Origin of the sequence: Arthrobacter sp. Rue61a (assembly GCF_000294695.2) — a bacterium.
GTDB classification, from domain to species: domain Bacteria; phylum Actinomycetota; class Actinomycetes; order Actinomycetales; family Micrococcaceae; genus Arthrobacter; species Arthrobacter aurescens_A.
Window position 1 is genome coordinate 1,692,816 of record NC_018531.1, and the last position, 17,464, is coordinate 1,710,279.

Genomic DNA, 17,464 nt, shown 5'->3' on the forward strand with positions numbered 1-17,464 from the left:
AGATCTCGTGTCACACGTAAACAACCTCGAGTCCCAGCACAACGATCCCGCCTTTGCCAACGTCTGGCAGGAGCTCAAATGGCGCGGCCTTGTCCACGTTTCCACTGATGAAACGGAACTGGAAAAGCTGCTCGCCGGGGACCCGATCACGTATTACTGTGGCTTCGATCCCACCGCGCCGTCGCTGCACCTGGGCAACCTTGTGCAGTTGCTGGTGATGCGCCGCCTGCAGCTGGCCGGCCACAAGCCGCTCGGTTTGGTGGGCGGTTCCACCGGCTTGATCGGTGACCCCCGCCCGACGGCGGAACGTACTTTGAACACCAAGGACACCGTCGCGGAGTGGGTCGGCTACCTTCAGGGCCAGGTGCGCCGTTTCCTCAGCTTCGAGGGCGAAAACCCTGCCCGCATGGTCAACAACCTGGACTGGACGGCGCCTTTGAGTGCCATCGACTTCCTTCGCGAGATCGGCAAGCACTTCCGTGTTGGCACCATGCTGCGCAAGGATGCCGTAGCGTCGCGCCTCAGCTCGGACGAAGGTATCAGCTACACCGAGTTCAGCTACCAGATCCTGCAGGGAATGGACTACCTCCAGCTTTTCCGCGACTACGGCTGCGCGTTGCAGACGGGCGGCTCGGACCAGTGGGGCAACCTCACCAGCGGAACCGAACTCATCCGTAAGGTAGAAGGCAAGAGTGTCCACGCCCTCGGCACGCCGCTCATCACCAACTCCGACGGCACCAAGTTCGGCAAGAGCGAAGGCAACGCCATTTGGCTGGACCCGGACATGTGCAGCCCGTACACCTTCTACCAGTTCTGGCTGAACACCGCCGATGCTGATGTGGTTGACCGGCTTAAGGTATTCACATTCCTGAGCCGTGCCGAGATCGAGGCACTTGGCCAGGCTGTGGAGGAGCGCCCGTTTGCCCGCGAAGGCCAGAAGAAGCTTGCCTTCGAGGTGACCTCCTTGGTGCATGGCGTAGACGCGACCGAGAAAGTCATCGCTGCTTCGGCTGCGCTGTTCGGCAACGGGGACCTCACCGTACTGGATGAGCGGACCCTTGAAGCTGCCACGGCGGAACTTCCCTCCGCGACGATTGGGGCCGACGGCCTCGGCATCATCGACCTCCTGGTTGCTTCGGGTCTGTCGGACAGCAAGTCGGCCGCCCGCCGGACCGTCGGCGAGGGCGGTGCCTACGTGAACAACACCAAGGTGTCCGATCCCGACGCTGTCATTGCCCGCGAGGAACTGCTGCATGGCCGGTACTTGCTCCTCCGCCGGGGCAAGAAGAACCTGGCAACCATCGAGGTCTCGGCCTAAGTAGTTTAGTTATCCAGCCCTGAAAGGGTCGGCAACCGTTATGGCTGCCGGCCCTTTTTGCGTTTAAGCGTGCTTACTCTTGCCGGCGTTGGGTGGCGTGGCTGGATGGTGGGCTGGTGTGGACGGCGCGGAAGCGGTGGTTGGCGCGGAGGGTGTGGTTGGCGCGGAGGGTGTGGTTGGCGCGGAGGCGGTGGTTGGTGCGGAGGGTGTGGTTGGCGCGGAGGCGGTGGTCATCCTCGGCGCGCTCGCTCCTTCGTCGCTTGGACGCGCGCTGCCGGATAACCGCCGCCACCTTCCGACGCTCTCTCACATCCCTCGGGTTTGGAGCCGTCGCTCTCTCACATCCCTCGGGTTTGGAGCCGACGCTCTCTCAGGTCCCTCGGGTTGGTGGGGTGTTCGACGGCGGTGGTTGGGTTTGGGGTTTTGGTGGTCTTGGGGTGGGGGTTGGGTGGTGTGATGGGCTTCACGGGGTGGTGTTTTGGTGGTTTGGTGGGTGTTTTGGGGTTGGGTGGGGTTGTTTTCCTTGTGTTTGCGGGGTTTTTGGGTGGTGTTGGGGTGGATTTGGTGTGGGGGTTGGGCGCGTGTAAAGTTATTCGAGTCGCCGCCGCTGATGCGGAAAGTTAGCGACAATCTCCCTTCAAATCACCGGTTCCGGTTGTGCTTTTGTGTGCTTTCTGGTTGGTGGGGGAGGCCTGTGGCTGGTTTGCTTTGTGCGGCTGGTTCGGGTAAGTTTGAAAAGTTGCTCCGGAGCGATCCTGGGCCCCTGTGTGGGGGTTTTGGTGGTGCCGGTTAGTGTCTGTTGTTTGAGAACTCAATAGTGTGCCAAGTTTGTTGATACCGATTGTTTTATCAATTGGTTGAATTTATGCCGGATTGTCATGCACCCCCGTGTGTGGTGGTCTGGTTTTCAGCTGGTTTCGAATTTTGTGCAGCCGTGTTCGCCGTTATTTCCGGTGGGTGTGGTTGTGTCTGTTTGATTTGTTTTTCTTCAACGGAGAGTTTGATCCTGGCTCAGGATGAACGCTGGCGGCGTGCTTAACACATGCAAGTCGAACGATGATCCCTGGCTTGCTGGGGGGATTAGTGGCGAACGGGTGAGTAACACGTGAGTAACCTGCCCTTGACTCTGGGATAAGCCTGGGAAACTGGGTCTAATACCGGATACGACCATCTGGCGCATGTCATGGTGGTGGAAAGCTTTTGTGGTTTTGGATGGACTCGCGGCCTATCAGCTTGTTGGTGGGGTAATGGCCTACCAAGGCGACGACGGGTAGCCGGCCTGAGAGGGTGACCGGCCACACTGGGACTGAGACACGGCCCAGACTCCTACGGGAGGCAGCAGTGGGGAATATTGCACAATGGGCGCAAGCCTGATGCAGCGACGCCGCGTGAGGGATGACGGCCTTCGGGTTGTAAACCTCTTTCAGTAGGGAAGAAGCGAAAGTGACGGTACCTGCAGAAGAAGCGCCGGCTAACTACGTGCCAGCAGCCGCGGTAATACGTAGGGCGCAAGCGTTATCCGGAATTATTGGGCGTAAAGAGCTCGTAGGCGGTTTGTCGCGTCTGCTGTGAAAGACCGGGGCTCAACTCCGGTTCTGCAGTGGGTACGGGCAGACTAGAGTGCAGTAGGGGAGACTGGAATTCCTGGTGTAGCGGTGAAATGCGCAGATATCAGGAGGAACACCGATGGCGAAGGCAGGTCTCTGGGCTGTAACTGACGCTGAGGAGCGAAAGCATGGGGAGCGAACAGGATTAGATACCCTGGTAGTCCATGCCGTAAACGTTGGGCACTAGGTGTGGGGGACATTCCACGTTTTCCGCGCCGTAGCTAACGCATTAAGTGCCCCGCCTGGGGAGTACGGCCGCAAGGCTAAAACTCAAAGGAATTGACGGGGGCCCGCACAAGCGGCGGAGCATGCGGATTAATTCGATGCAACGCGAAGAACCTTACCAAGGCTTGACATGAACCGGAAAGACCTGGAAACAGGTGCCCCGCTTGCGGTCGGTTTACAGGTGGTGCATGGTTGTCGTCAGCTCGTGTCGTGAGATGTTGGGTTAAGTCCCGCAACGAGCGCAACCCTCGTTCTATGTTGCCAGCGCGTTATGGCGGGGACTCATAGGAGACTGCCGGGGTCAACTCGGAGGAAGGTGGGGACGACGTCAAATCATCATGCCCCTTATGTCTTGGGCTTCACGCATGCTACAATGGCCGGTACAAAGGGTTGCGATACTGTGAGGTGGAGCTAATCCCAAAAAGCCGGTCTCAGTTCGGATTGGGGTCTGCAACTCGACCCCATGAAGTCGGAGTCGCTAGTAATCGCAGATCAGCAACGCTGCGGTGAATACGTTCCCGGGCCTTGTACACACCGCCCGTCAAGTCACGAAAGTTGGTAACACCCGAAGCCGGTGGCCTAACCCTTGTGGGGGGAGCCGTCGAAGGTGGGACCGGCGATTGGGACTAAGTCGTAACAAGGTAGCCGTACCGGAAGGTGCGGCTGGATCACCTCCTTTCTAAGGAGCTGCTAACAACTGGTTGCTGCGCCTGCATGGGTGTGGTGGTGGTTGTCAGTGTTGCCCATTGCGCAGGCGTCTGTTCTGCGGTGGGTGCTCATGGGTGGAATATCAACGAATCAAACTTGTTTGGCATGGCCTTCACCGGTTGTGTCCTGGTGCCAGTACGGCAACCTGTGCCCCTTGTGGGTGTGGTGTTGTTTGGAACGCTGCCGGGGTGCGGGTGTGTGGGGTTGTGTTTGGCGCACTGTTGGGTCCTGAGGCAACAGGACCTTTTTGCAGCAATGCATGGGGGCATCTTCTGGTGTTTCTTTTGTTCCTGCTTCCGGTAGCACTGTTCATCGTGCACGGCCCCGCTGTGGTGTGGGTTGTGGTGGGTGGTGGTCTGGTTGACGGGGTTGTTGTTTGAGAACTACATAGTGGACGCGAGCATCTAGAACACACACGTGGCTGATCCCTTTTTTGGGGTTGGTGTGTGTGTTCTTACAGCAATTTCTTATGAATGAACCTGGCCCTTGTGGTCATGGTTCTCTCGAATAGATGATGCATGATCGGATGAGAGTCCGGTCTGTGTGTGGTCAAGTTTTTAAGGGCACACGGTGGATGCCTTGGCATTAGGAGCCGAAGAAGGACGTAGGAATCTGCGATAAGCCTGGGGGAGTTGATAACCGAGCGTTGATCCCAGGATGTCCGAATGGGGAAACCCCGCACAACGCTGCAAGGTGATTGTGTGACCCGCATCTGAACACATAGGGTGCGTGGGGGGAACGCGGGGAAGTGAAACATCTCAGTACCCGCAGGAAGAGAAAACAATAGTGATTCCGTTAGTAGTGGCGAGCGAACGCGGATCAGGCTAAACCGTTTCCATGTGTGATAGCCGGCGGGCGTTGCATGGGCGGGGTTGTGGGACTTTCCGTTCTGGTTCTGCCGGACCAGTGAGGTGAGGTGCAGGCATAGGTGAACGGTCTTGAAAGGCCGGCCAGAGAGGGTGTGAGCCCCGTAACCGTAATGTTGTGCACGGCCTGGGGAGTATCCCAAGTAGCACGGGGCCCGAGAAATCCCGTGCGAATCTGTCAGGACCACCTGATAAGCCTAAATACTTCCTAATGACCGATAGCGGACCAGTACCGTGAGGGAAAGGTGAAAAGTACCCCGGGAGGGGAGTGAAACAGTACCTGAAACCGTGTGCTTACAATCCGTCGGAGCCAGTCTGATTCTGGTGACGGCGTGCCTTTTGAAGAATGAGCCTGCGAGTTAGTGTTACGTCGCGAGGTTAACCCGTGTGGGGTAGCCGTAGCGAAAGCGAGTCTGAATAGGGCGAGTGTAGTGGCGTGATCTAGACCCGAAGCGGAGTGATCTACCCATGGCCAGGTTGAAGCGACGGTAAGACGTCGTGGAGGACCGAACCCACTTCAGTTGAAAATGGAGGGGATGAGCTGTGGGTAGGGGTGAAAGGCCAATCAAACTCCGTGATAGCTGGTTCTCCCCGAAATGCATTTAGGTGCAGCGTTGCGTGTTTCTTGCCGGAGGTAGAGCTACTGGATGGCCGATGGGCCCTACAAGGTTACTGACGTCAGCCAAACTCCGAATGCCGGTAAGTCAGAGCGCAGCAGTGAGACTGTGGGGGATAAGCTTCATAGTCGAGAGGGAAACAGCCCAGACCACCAACTAAGGCCCCTAAGCGTGTGCTAAGTGGGAAAGGATGTGGAGTTGCGAAGACAACCAGGAGGTTGGCTTAGAAGCAGCCATCCTTGAAAGAGTGCGTAATAGCTCACTGGTCAAGTGATTCCGCGCCGACAATGTAGCGGGGCTCAAGTACACCGCCGAAGTTGTGGATTTCACATAATGCCCTAGCCTTCGTGGTTCAGGGGTGTGGAGTGGTAGGGGAGCGTCGTGTGGGCAGTGAAGTCGCGGTGGAAACCAGCGGTGGAGCCTACACGAGTGAGAATGCAGGCATGAGTAGCGAAAGACGGGTGAGAAACCCGTCCGCCGAATGATCAAGGGTTCCAGGGTCAAGCTAATCTGCCCTGGGTAAGTCGGGACCTAAGGCGAGGCCGACAGGCGTAGTCGATGGACAACGGGTTGATATTCCCGTACCGGCGAAAAACCGCCCATGCCAAGCGGGGGATACTAACCGCCCGGAGCCTGCCCGCTCACCCTTGTGGTGTTGTGGGTTTTGGCCGAGCGCGGGACCTGATCCCGGGAGGTAAGCGTATTAACAGGTGTGACGCAGGAAGGTAGCCGGGCCGGGCGATGGTTGCCCCGGTCTAAGGATGTAGGGTCAGGGATAGGCAAATCCGTTCCTGTGTGCTTCGAGCACGATCCTGAGATCTGATGGGACCCCCGTTCGGGGGGATCCGGTGATCCTATGCTGCCAAGAAAAGCATCGACGCGAGGTTTTAGCCGCCCGTACCCCAAACCGACACAGGTGATCAGGTAGAGAATACCAAGGCGATCGAGAGAATTATGGTTAAGGAACTCGGCAAAATGCCCCCGTAACTTCGGGAGAAGGGGGGCCTGCCCCGTGATGGAGACTTGCTCTCCGTGAGCGGGTGTGGGCCGCAGAGACCAGGGGGAAGCGACTGTTTACTAAAAACACAGGTCCGTGCGAAGTCGCAAGACGATGTATACGGACTGACTCCTGCCCGGTGCTGGAAGGTTAAGAGGACCGGTTAGCCCTTACGGGCGAAGCTGAGAATTTAAGCCCCAGTAAACGGCGGTGGTAACTATAACCATCCTAAGGTAGCGAAATTCCTTGTCGGGTAAGTTCCGACCTGCACGAATGGAGTAACGACTTCCCCGCTGTCTCAACCATAAACTCGGCGAAATTGCAGTACGAGTAAAGATGCTCGTTACGCGCAGCAGGACGGAAAGACCCCGAGACCTTTACTATAGTTTGGTATTGGTGTTCGGAGTGGCTTGTGTAGGATAGGTGGGAGACGTTGAAACCCGGACGCCAGTTCGGGTGGAGTCATCGTTGAAATACCACTCTGGTCACTTTGGACATCTAACTTCGGCCCGTGATCCGGGTCAGGGACAGTGCCTGATGGGTAGTTTAACTGGGGCGGTTGCCTCCTAAAAAGTAACGGAGGCGCCCAAAGGTTCCCTCAGCCTGGTTGGCAATCAGGTGTCGAGTGTAAGTGCACAAGGGAGCTTGACTGTGAGAGAGACATCTCAAGCAGGGACGAAAGTCGGGACTAGTGATCCGGCGGTACATTGTGGAATGGCCGTCGCTCAACGGACCCCAAAAAGGTCGGGGATAACAGGCTGATCTTGCCCAAGAGTCCATATCGACGGCATGGTTTGGCACCTCGATGTCGGCTCGTCGCATCCTGGGGCTGGAGTAGGTCCCAAGGGTTGGGCTGTTCGCCCATTAAAGCGGTACGCGAGCTGGGTTTAGAACGTCGTGAGACAGTTCGGTCCCTATCCGCTGCGCGCGCAGGAAATTTGAGAAGGGCTGTCCTTAGTACGAGAGGACCGGGACGGACGAACCTCTGGTGTGTCAGTTGTACTGCCAAGTGCATCGCTGATTAGCTACGTTCGGATGGGATAACCGCTGAAAGCATCTAAGCGGGAAGCTCGCTTCAAGATGAGATTTCCATACACATTATGTGTGAGAGGCCCCCAGCCAGACCACTGGGTTGATAGGCCGGATGTGGAAGCGAGGACTAAAGACTCGTGAAGCTGACCGGTACTAATAGGCCAACAACTTACACCACACAACACACTGCACGCGTCCACTATGTGGTTCCCGAACAACAACCGTTCCAGGAACCAACAACTAAATACACAACACCACAGTTGTAACCCAAAGATTTCCCACCCCCACCCAGGACAACCTGGCACCGGGGTTCGGGTAACAGAGTTACGGCGGTCATAGCGTGGGGGAAACGCCCGGTCCCATTCCGAACCCGGAAGCTAAGACCCACAGCGCCGATGGTACTGCACCCGGGAGGGTGTGGGAGAGTAGGACACCGCCGGACAACCATTCACGGGAAGCCCCGACCACCACGGTCGGGGCTCCCCGCATTTAACAACCAATTGCTGCCCGACTGCCTGGCAGTAGTAGTGCTTCCCATGCTCGAGCACAGCACTACTGAGAGGTAGTTGGATGGCTCTGCGCTTGTGAGACTTGCCACGGGACGCCCCAAAGGTGCTTCCGGCGTTCGGTCGCTGTGGTGGGGTCGAATAGAATTGAACCAGATATACGAGTCGGCAGCTGAGCGCTGCTGGCGGCGTGACAACGAAATAAGGGTTATGAGCGACTACGCACGCGCCAGTGGTCGGCTCGCAACAGGAGGAATCCACCATGGCTGAGCACAACGGCGGCAATCGCGGCGGCAATCGCGGAAACTTCGGAGGGAACCGGGACGACCGTGGTTCGTACCGCCCCAACAACAATTCCGGCGGAGACCCTCGTGGCTTCCGTTCCAGGGAGAACCGGGACGGCAATGATCGTCCGGCACGTGATGGTGAGCGTCGCCCCTTCAGTAATGACCGTGGGGATCGTCCGGCACGTGACGGTGAACGTCGCTCCTTCGGCGGCGACCGTGATCGGAAGCCTTTTGGCGACCGTAACGACCGTCCGGCACGCGATGGTGAGCGTCGCCCCTTCAACAACGACCGTAGTGACCGGAAGCCGTTCGGTGATCGTCCTGAGCGTGGACCGCGGAACTTCGATGGCCCGCGCCGCGATGGCGATGACCGCCGCGCATTCGGTGGCGACCGTGACCGCAAGCCCTTCGGCGACCGTGGGGATCGTCCGGCACGCGATGGCGAGCGTCGCCCCTTCAACAACGACCGTGGCGACCGCAAGCCCTTCGGCGACCGTCCTGCCCGTGACGGTGAGCGCCGTTCGTTTGGTGACCGTGGGGATCGTCCGGCACGCGATGGCGAGCGTCGCCCCTTCAACAACGACCGTGGCGACCGGAAGCCCTTCGGCGATCGTCCTGAGCGTGGACCGCGGAACTTCGATGGCCCGCGCCGCGATGGCGATGACCGCCGCGCATTCGGTGGCGACCGTGACCGGAAGCCTTTCGGCGACCGTGGGGATCGTCCGGCACGCGATGGTGAGCGTCGCCCCTTCAACAACGACCGTGACCGGAAGCCCTTCGGCGACCGTGGCGACCGCAAGCCTTTCGGCGACCGCCCCGAGCGTGGCGGCGAACGTCGTTCCTTCGGCGGCGACCGCCCCGAGCGTGGCGGCTCGTGGGAAGAACGTCCGGCCAGGGTGCCGAACGCCAAGGACATCCGCAGCGCCAACCGTCCCGACCGCGAGCGTTCTCCTGAAATTGACGAGGACGTCACGGGCAAGGAACTCGACCGCGCCACGGGCCACCAGATCAAGACCCTCGAGGAGCAGAGCGCGGGGTGGGTCGCAAAGCATCTGGTCATGGCCGGACGCTTGATCGACATCGAGCCCGAGCTCGCCTTCCAGCACGCCCTTGCTGCAAGCCGCCGCGGCGGTCGACTCTCGGCCGTGCGTGAAGCGGTTGGCCTGACTGCTTACGCTGCCGGTCACTATGGTGAGGCTCTGCGTGAATTCCGCACGTACCGCCGCATCAGTGGCTCCAACGTGCATTTGCCGGTGATGGCTGACTGCGAGCGTGGCCTTGGCCGCCCTGATCGCGCGTTGGACATGGTCCGCTCTCCCGAAGCCCAGGATCTTGACGCTCCGGGCAAGGTTGAGCTTGCGATCGTGGCCTCGGGTGCTCGTGCCGATCTCAACCAGTTGGATGCTGCTGTCAGCGAGCTTGAGATCCCGCAGCTGGACATCAACCGGGCATTCTCGTACAGCCCGCGTCTGTTCCGTGCATACGCTGAGGCTTTGAGCGCGGTGGGTCGAACCGAGGAAGCGGACAAGTGGGCCCGCCAGGCGCTGGTTGCTGAGAACGCTTTGGGTGTGGGCGATTTTGCGGAGCCCGAGATTCTTGACCTTGGCTGGGACGAGCAGGAAGAAGCAGCTGCGCGTAAGCCGCGTTTCGAGAGGCCGGCCCCGGACGCCGACGTCGTGAAGCCTGAGACGGAGACGGTCATCGTTGAGGCGGCAGCTGCTGACGTCGAGCGTGATGACGTTGAGCTTGACGATGCTGAGTCTGATTACTTCGAGTCGGATGACGCGGAATCGGACATCGATTCCGCGGAAGAAGACGCAGAGGCAAAAGACGAAGACACCGAGAACGAGGGCTCCGACTCCCAGCATGGCTGATTCACTGATCTCACTGTTTGATGCTGTCCTTTCAGATCTGGACGGGGTGGTCTATGCAGGACCCCACGCCATCCCTGGGGCTGTGGAGTCATTGCAGCGTCTCGAAACCGTAGGCGTTGGCCTGGGTTATGTGACCAACAATGCCTCCCGCACCCCGGCCCAGGTCGCGGCGCATCTACGTGAGCTTGGCGCGCCGGCTGAGGACCATCAAGTGGTCAGTTCCTCCCAGGCAGCAGGGGAGCTTCTGGCTTCCATGCTGCCTGCGGGGGCGCATGTCCTCATCACGGGCAGTGCGGCTTTGGCCCATGAGATCGAATTGGCGGGCCTGAAACCCGTGCACAGTGCCGCCGAATCCCCGGTTGCCGTTGTCCAGGGGTTCAACCCGGAGATTGGCTGGAAGGATCTCGCGGAGGCGTCGTATGTTGTGGCCGGGGGAGCCATGTGGTTTGCCACCAACACGGACATGTCCATCCCGCAGGCCCGCGGCATGGCCCCCGGGAATGGAACACTGGTTGCCGCTGTGGCGGCCGCCACGGGAAAGGCGCCGCTGGTGGCCGGTAAGCCTGAGGCCCCTCTTTTCCACGCAGCGGCCAAACGGCTTAAGGCCGACCGTCCGCTGGTTGTGGGCGACCGTCTGGACACCGACATCCTGGGCGGCAACCGTGCAGGATTTGCGACGGCGGCCGTCCTCACCGGAGTGGACACCACCCACACCATCATTGCTGCACGAACGGATGAACGTCCGGACTACCTCCTGGCAGACCTGACGGGCTTGTACGCACCGTATCCGGAGGTTGTCAGCGACGCCGGTATGTTCCGTTGCGGTGCAGCCACTGCAGTTGCCGGGGACGGGATTGTCACGGTGACTGGCCTCGAGGGTGACCTCGACGCGTGGCGGGCGGCATGCGCGGCGTGGTGGGCAGCTGTTCCGGACACGGACGTGGCGCAAACGCCGCAGCTGGTGTGGCGAAATCACTAGACTGGTGCGATGACCGAGCCCCAACATTCCGAATCGGAACATCCCGATCCGGAACGACCTGCAGTTCAGTGGCCTGACACGGCAAGCCCCACGGGGGATCCCTTGGTGGACAAGGCCCTCGGCCTGCTGGACGGCGTGGCGGAGTCACCCGTACAGGACCATGGGGAGCTGTACATCGGCATCCATGACGCCTTGTTGGAAGCTTTGGATGCCGAACCAGGGCTCCCGGCGGTCCCACAAAGCACCCCCCGCCCGGAAGGCGACAGCTAACGCATGCCAAGACTTGATCAGGAACTCGTCACCCGCGGGCTGGCGAGGTCTCGTACCCATGCCGCCAAGCTCATTAGCGACGGCAAGGTCAGCTCGGGCGGCCACGTTCTCGTCAAAGCTGCCCATCAAGTGGATGCCCGGACGGAATTGGATGTCGAGGCCCATCTGGAGGACATCTACGCAAGCCGCGCCGGGCACAAGCTGGCCGGCGCGCTGAAGGTGTTTCCCGGCGTCGTGGTTTCCGGTAAGCGGTGTCTCGACGCCGGTGCCTCCACGGGCGGTTTCACTGACGTTTTGCTCCGGCAAGGTGCCGCCCAGGTGGTGGCGGTGGACGTGGGGCACGGCCAGCTGGTGCCGCACCTTCGGGAGGATCCCAGAGTGGAGGTCCACGAGGGCCTCAACGTCCGGTATATGACGCCGGAGGAGATCGGCGGTCCAGCGAAACTGACTGTGGCCGATTTGTCCTTCATTTCGTTGACACTGGTTGTGGGACCCCTTGCCCAGTGCACGGAGCCGGGCGGTGATTTGGTCCTCATGGTCAAGCCGCAATTCGAGGTGGGCAAGGAGCGTCTGAGCCGAACCGGCGTGGTGTCGTCGGAGAATGAACGACGCCGGGCCGTGGCGCAGGTTGCCCGGGCGGCAGTGGATGCCGGCCTTGAACTTCAGGACCTCGCACCCAGCCCGCTTCCGGGCCAGGACGGAAATGTTGAATACTTCCTGTGGATGAAGCGCAGGATGTCCACGGCGTTGCCTAAGATCGAAGAGCGGGACGAGGACGTTGCTGCGTTGATCAAGAAACTCTGGCCGAACCACTAGAAAGCAGAACCCGATGAGCAGGCGTGTACTTGTCCTTGCCCACACAGGGCGGGAGGAATCGCTCCGCGCAGCGTGGGATGCCTGTACGCAACTGCATTCCTCAGGCTTGGTTCCCGTGCTGCAGAAATCCGAACTTGCAGATATTGAACGGTTCTTCGGCGCCCTTGATACGCCCATCGAGATCCTCAACGATCACGTCAATCTTGAGGATGTGGAGCTGGTGATGGTCCTCGGCGGCGACGGCACCATCTTGAGGGCTGCCGAACTGGTGCGCGAGGTGGACGTCCCGCTGTTGGGCGTGAACCTGGGGCATGTGGGCTTCCTGGCGGAAAGTGAGCGCGCCGATCTGGCCCAGACAGTGGAGTGGATAGCCAGCCGCCAGTACACGGTGGAAGAACGCATGACCATCGATGTCCAGGTGTGGGTCAAGGGTCAGAAGATTTGGCACACGTGGGCTTTGAATGAGGCTGCCATTGAGAAGGCCAACCGCGAACGCATGTTGGAGGTTGTCACCGAGGTGGACGAGCGTCCTCTGACGTCGTTCGGCTGCGACGGTGTTGTCCTCGCAACGCCCACGGGTTCCACGGCTTACGCTTTCTCTTCAGGCGGGCCCGTGGTGTGGCCGGAGGTCGAAGCTTTGGTTATTGTCCCGATTAGTGCCCACGCGCTTTTTGCCAAGCCTTTGGTGGTGTCTCCGCGCTCCAAATTGGCGGTTGAAATCATGAACAGGACCGACGCCTTGGGTGTTCTTTGGTGTGATGGGCGGCGTTCGGTGGACCTCCCGCCGGGAGCACGCGTTGAAGTAACCCGTTCGGCCACCCCGGTGCGGCTCGCACGGACCCATAAGACTCCGTTCTCGGCCCGGCTTGTCCGCAAGTTCCAGCTTCCCATCCACGGTTGGCGCGGACCGGCCCCTCGGAGCGGTGAAGTTCATACCGGTCCCATCCCCGTCATCCGGACCTTGTCACCGGCTCCGTTGCCCAGCCCCCGGGACTCCGAGACGTCCCAGGACCTGGGGCACGGTGAGCCATCAGACCCCACGAATGCGAAGTGAAACATGCTCGAAGAACTCCGAATCCGTGACCTTGGCGTCATAACCGACGCCGCCCTTCCTCTTGGACCTGGCCTCAGCGTGGTCACCGGTGAAACCGGTGCGGGCAAGACCATGGTGGTGACCGCCGTCGGGCTTCTTCTCGGTGCCCGTTCGGACGCCGGCGCGGTGCGAAGCGGTGCCAAGTCCGCGTCGGCCGAGGCTGTTCTTAAGCTCGATCCCGCGCACAGCGCTGTGGAACGCGCCAAGGAGGCAGGCGGCGAGGCAGAAGAGTTCGACGGCGTCGCTGAGCTCCTGCTTGCCCGCACCGTGGGTGCCGATGGGCGTAGCCGGGCTTATGTTGGCGGGCGCGCGGCACCTGTGGGGGTTCTTGCAGAGCTGGGCGAGAGTTTGGTGGTGGTCCATGGCCAGTCGGACCAGATCCGGCTCAAGAGTGCCACCGCGCAGCGGCACGCCTTGGACAGATTTGCCGGAGCACCCCTGGCCAAATCTCTGGGGGAGTACCAGGAGCTGTTCAACCACTGGAAAGCCATCCAGGCCGAACTGGAGACGCTGCGCAGCGAAGCCCGCGAGCGTTTGCGCGAGGCTGAGTCGCTGGACGCCGCCCTCAAGGAAATTGACGAGGTGGATCCCCAACCGGGTGAAGACGAGACACTCAAAGCCGAGGCTGTAAAACTGGCCAACGTGGAAGAATTGCGTTTGGCGGCGGCTGCGGCCCATGAGTCCCTCATCGCCGAGGAATTCGGGGACGCCGGCGACGCAACCACCATGGTGGATGCGGCCAAGCGGACCCTGGAGCATGTGGCTGAGCATGACGAGGAACTTCGTTCCGCAGCAACCCGGCTGGCGGAGGTCGGCTTCCTCCTTAATGACATCGCCGCCGAGCTCTCCAGTTACCAGGCGGCCTTGGACAGCGAAGGCCCTGAGCGGCTCTCCGAAATCGAGGAACGCCGGGCTTTCCTTGCCAAGCTGATCCGCAAGTATGCCCCGAGCATTGATGAAGTGCTTGAGTGGGCAGCTACTGCGAGGACCCGCCTTGATGAGTTGCAGGATGACTCCACTCGGATCGAGTCCTTGGACGCCGAGGTTGCTTCTGCGGAGGCGACCCTGCGCAAGCTGGCGGCGGCCATCACCAAGGCCCGGCTCAAGGCGGCGAAGGACCTCTCAGGCCGGGTCAGTGCCGAGCTGAAGGCCTTGGCGATGGCTGACGCCACCTTGGTCATCGAGGTGGATGGGAGCGGCGCGTTGGGCCCGTGGGGCACTGATGAAATCGCCTTCCTCCTCCAACCTCACTCTGGCGCCCCGGCGAGGCCCCTGGGCAAGGGAGCCTCCGGCGGTGAACTGTCCAGGGTCATGTTGGCGATTGAGGTAGTGCTCGCCGCAGTAGATCCCGTCCCAACGTTCGTGTTCGATGAGGTGGACGCCGGCGTGGGTGGGCGGGCCGCCGTCGAAATCGGACGCAGGCTGGCCATGCTCGCCCGGCACGTCCAGGTGCTGGTGGTGACGCACCTGCCGCAGGTGGCGGCCTTCGCGGATCAACACATCCGCGTGACCAAAACTTCCGTGCGCGGCGCTGACGGGAAAACAACCACCGGCTTCACGTCCAGCGACGTGCAGCTTCTCAGCGACGATGAGCGGGTCAAGGAGCTTGCCCGCATGCTGGCCGGCCAGGAGGACTCCGAGAGCGCGCAGGCGCACGCCCAGGAATTGCTGGACGACGCAAAGCTCCTGCCGCAGCGCGCCTAGTGCTGCGGGGAGTGCGAGCACAATCACATCAGTGCACTTAATCCCGCGCGGGTCTTGCTTGGACCGCGGTGGTGAGCAACTATTGACCATTTGGGGAATCCGAACGGACGCTTGGAAGGCGTAATTGATGATAAGCTCGAATTCCGTGGTGCAGCGATCAAATTCCCGTGTAAATTCCCGGTTCCCGGGCTCGTCCAAGACGACCAAACACATCTTCGTCACCGGTGGTGTGGCGTCCTCGCTCGGTAAGGGTCTGACGGCTTCCAGCCTCGGTCACCTGCTGCGGGCACGTGGTTTGTCTGTAACTATGCAGAAGCTCGATCCTTATCTGAACGTGGATCCGGGCACGATGAACCCCTTCCAGCACGGCGAAGTATTCGTGACTGATGACGGCGCCGAAACAGACCTCGACATTGGTCACTACGAGCGCTTCCTTGATGAGAACCTCGAAGGTTCGGCCAACGTCACAACGGGCCAGATCTACTCCACCGTTATCGCCAAGGAACGTCGCGGCGAATACCTTGGGGACACCGTTCAGGTCATTCCCCACATCACCGATGAAATCAAGCGCCGCATGCGCCTGCCTGCCGAAGGCAAAAACGCTCCTGACGTCATCATCACCGAAATCGGCGGCACGGTTGGCGACATCGAGTCGCAGCCGTTCCTGGAGTCTGCACGGCAGGTTCGCCAGGACGTGGGCCGGAACAACGTCTTCTTCCTGCACGTTTCGCTGGTCCCGTACATCGGTCCTTCCCAGGAACTGAAGACCAAGCCCACCCAGCACTCCGTGGCGGCTCTCCGCTCCATTGGTATCCAGCCTGAAGCAATCGTGATCCGCTCAGACCGCGAAGTGCCCGATGCCATGCGGGAGAAGATCGGCCGCATGTGCGACGTCGACATCGACGCCGTGGTTAACGCCGCTGACGCACCCAGCATCTACGACATCCCCAAGACCCTTCACTCGCAGGGCCTGGACTCCTACATCGTCCGTGCACTGGATCTGCCGTTCAAGGACGTTGACTGGAGCAAGTGGGACAAGCTGCTTGAAGCTGTCCACAACCCCAAGCACGAGGTCGAGGTAGCCCTGGTGGGCAAGTACATCGACCTTCCGGACGCCTACCTCTCGGTCACCGAGGCACTTCGCGCCGGCGGTTTTGCCAACGAAGCCAAGGTCAAGATCCGCTGGGTCCCGTCGGACGAGTGTGAAACCCTGGCCGGTGCAACCAAGTCCCTGGCCGGCGTGGACGCCATCTGCGTTCCCGGTGGCTTCGGTATCCGCGGCCTCGAAGGCAAGCTGGGCGCGTTGAAGTTCGCCCGTGAAACCAAGCTCCCGGTCCTGGGCCTTTGCTTGGGCCTGCAGTGCATGGTGATCGAGTATGCACGCAACGTAGTTGGCCTTGAAGGTGCTTCCTCCAGCGAGTTCGAGCCGGATTCGAAGTACCCGGTTATCGCCACCATGGAAGAGCAGCTGGACATCGTGGAAGGCAAGGGAGACCTTGGCGGCACCATGCGCCTGGGCCTCTACGAAGCCAAGCTGGACGAAGGCTCGGTCATTGCCGAGACTTATGGCACCACCACCGTCAGCGAACGCCACCGCCACCGCTACGAGGTCAACAACAAGTACCGTGACCAGATCGCTGCCGAGGGCCTGGTGTTCTCCGGTACGTCTCCTGACGGCAAGCTGGTGGAGTATGTGGAGCTTCCCCGTGAAGTCCACCCGTACTACGTGGCAACGCAGGCGCACCCGGAGCTCAGCTCCCGCCCCACGCGCCCCCACCCGCTGTTCGCAGGTTTGGTCAAGGCTGCCTTGGAGCGTCGCGAAGGTGCGCCCGTGGCCACCAAGACCGGTGCCCGCGCGGTAGCTGCCAAGTAAACGCAAGTACTAGTGAAGGACGGCGCGATGCCCGGTATTTCTGAAACCCCCCGCACATCAAGGCAGGTTTCGGACATGCCGAGCCCGCGCCGTCTTTTGTCTACCAGCAAGGTGTACGAAGGCCGCATTTGGGACGTTGTCAGCGACTCGTTCCAACTCAGCGACGGCACGGACACCCTGGTTCGTGATTACATCGACCACCCGGGCGCTGTGGCAGTGCTGCCCATGAACGTGGACGGTGAGATTCTGCTGCTGAAGCAGTACCGGCATCCGGTGGCCATGGATCTGTGGGAGATTCCCGCCGGCCTGCTGGACGTCGAAGGCGAGGATTTCGTGGTGGGCGCGGCCAGGGAGCTGGCAGAGGAAGCCGACCTGGTGGCCGCTACCTGGAACGTCCTTGTGGACTTCTTCAACTCGCCGGGTTCTTCCAGCGAGGCAGTCCGGATCTATCTGGCACGGGGCCTCAGCGACGTCCCTGTGGCGGAACGCCACGTCCGCACCGATGAAGAGGCCGAGATTGAACTTCACTGGGTGCCGCTCGACGAAGCGGTGAAGGCAGTGCTGGAAGGCCGGCTGCACAATCCTTCTGCGGTGCTGGGGATCCTTGCCGCCGCTGCCGCGAACGCCGATGGTTTCACCAGCCTTCGGCCAGCCAATGCGCCTTGGCCGGCTCATCCGAGCCAGCGCTGAGC

10 protein-coding genes and 3 rRNA genes are annotated in these 17,464 nt (G+C 60.8%); 12 read left to right on the forward strand and 1 reads right to left on the reverse strand.

Annotated elements, in window-relative coordinates:
* Positions 1 to 7 precede the first annotated feature (7 nt).
* The gene (gene tyrS / locus ARUE_RS07785) at positions 8 to 1,318 is read left to right on the forward strand and encodes a tyrosine--tRNA ligase (RefSeq protein ID WP_014921325.1); all 1,311 of its coding nucleotides are present in this window, start codon (positions 8 to 10) and stop codon (positions 1,316 to 1,318) included.
* Positions 1,319 to 1,391: 73 nt separating this feature from the next.
* Here the strand turns inward: tyrS and ARUE_RS24080 are convergent, their stop codons facing one another.
* The gene (locus ARUE_RS24080; protein ID WP_014921326.1) at positions 1,392 to 1,610 is read right to left on the reverse strand and encodes a hypothetical protein; all 219 of its coding nucleotides are present in this window, start codon (positions 1,608 to 1,610) and stop codon (positions 1,392 to 1,394) included.
* Positions 1,611 to 2,306: 696 nt separating this feature from the next.
* Here ARUE_RS24080 and ARUE_RS07795 point away from each other — a divergent pair.
* From ARUE_RS07795 to ARUE_RS07845, 11 genes are all read left to right on the forward strand, one after another.
* Positions 2,307 to 3,829, forward strand: a 16S ribosomal RNA gene (locus ARUE_RS07795).
* 576 nt (positions 3,830 to 4,405) lie between these two features.
* Positions 4,406 to 7,548 (forward strand): 23S ribosomal RNA (locus ARUE_RS07800).
* 147 nt (positions 7,549 to 7,695) lie between these two features.
* Positions 7,696 to 7,812: ribosomal RNA gene (gene rrf / locus ARUE_RS07805) — 5S ribosomal RNA — on the forward strand.
* Together the 16S, 23S and 5S rRNA genes form the textbook arrangement of a ribosomal RNA operon.
* Positions 7,813 to 8,138: 326 nt before the next feature.
* A complete protein-coding gene (locus tag ARUE_RS07810; RefSeq protein ID WP_014921327.1) occupies positions 8,139 to 10,037 on the forward strand; it encodes a hypothetical protein in 1,899 nt (632 codons plus the stop codon).
* Positions 10,030 to 11,016, forward strand: a complete 987-nt coding sequence (locus ARUE_RS07815; RefSeq protein ID WP_014921328.1) for an HAD-IIA family hydrolase — start codon at positions 10,030 to 10,032, stop codon at positions 11,014 to 11,016. Before ARUE_RS07810 ends, ARUE_RS07815 begins: the two co-directional genes overlap by 8 nt.
* 9 nt (positions 11,017 to 11,025) lie before the next feature.
* The gene (locus tag ARUE_RS07820) at positions 11,026 to 11,286 is read left to right on the forward strand and encodes a hypothetical protein (protein WP_014921329.1); all 261 of its coding nucleotides are present in this window, start codon (positions 11,026 to 11,028) and stop codon (positions 11,284 to 11,286) included.
* A 3-nt stretch (positions 11,287 to 11,289) separates the two neighbouring features.
* Positions 11,290 to 12,102, forward strand: a complete 813-nt coding sequence (locus ARUE_RS07825; RefSeq protein WP_011774360.1) for a TlyA family RNA methyltransferase — start codon at positions 11,290 to 11,292, stop codon at positions 12,100 to 12,102.
* Between the two features lie 13 nt (positions 12,103 to 12,115).
* Positions 12,116 to 13,156 (forward strand): NAD kinase, encoded by a 1,041-nt coding sequence (locus ARUE_RS07830; protein ID WP_014921330.1) that lies wholly within the window; start codon positions 12,116 to 12,118, stop codon positions 13,154 to 13,156.
* 3 nt (positions 13,157 to 13,159) lie between these two features.
* The gene (gene recN / locus ARUE_RS07835; protein ID WP_014921331.1) at positions 13,160 to 14,899 is read left to right on the forward strand and encodes a DNA repair protein RecN; all 1,740 of its coding nucleotides are present in this window, start codon (positions 13,160 to 13,162) and stop codon (positions 14,897 to 14,899) included.
* 127 nt (positions 14,900 to 15,026) lie between these two features.
* A complete protein-coding gene (gene pyrG / locus ARUE_RS07840; RefSeq protein WP_011774363.1) occupies positions 15,027 to 16,772 on the forward strand; it encodes a CTP synthase in 1,746 nt (581 codons plus the stop codon).
* A gap of 27 nt (positions 16,773 to 16,799) precedes the next feature.
* Positions 16,800 to 17,462 (forward strand): NUDIX domain-containing protein, encoded by a 663-nt coding sequence (locus ARUE_RS07845; RefSeq protein ID WP_014921332.1) that lies wholly within the window; start codon positions 16,800 to 16,802, stop codon positions 17,460 to 17,462.
* Positions 17,463 to 17,464: the final 2 nt, after the last annotated feature.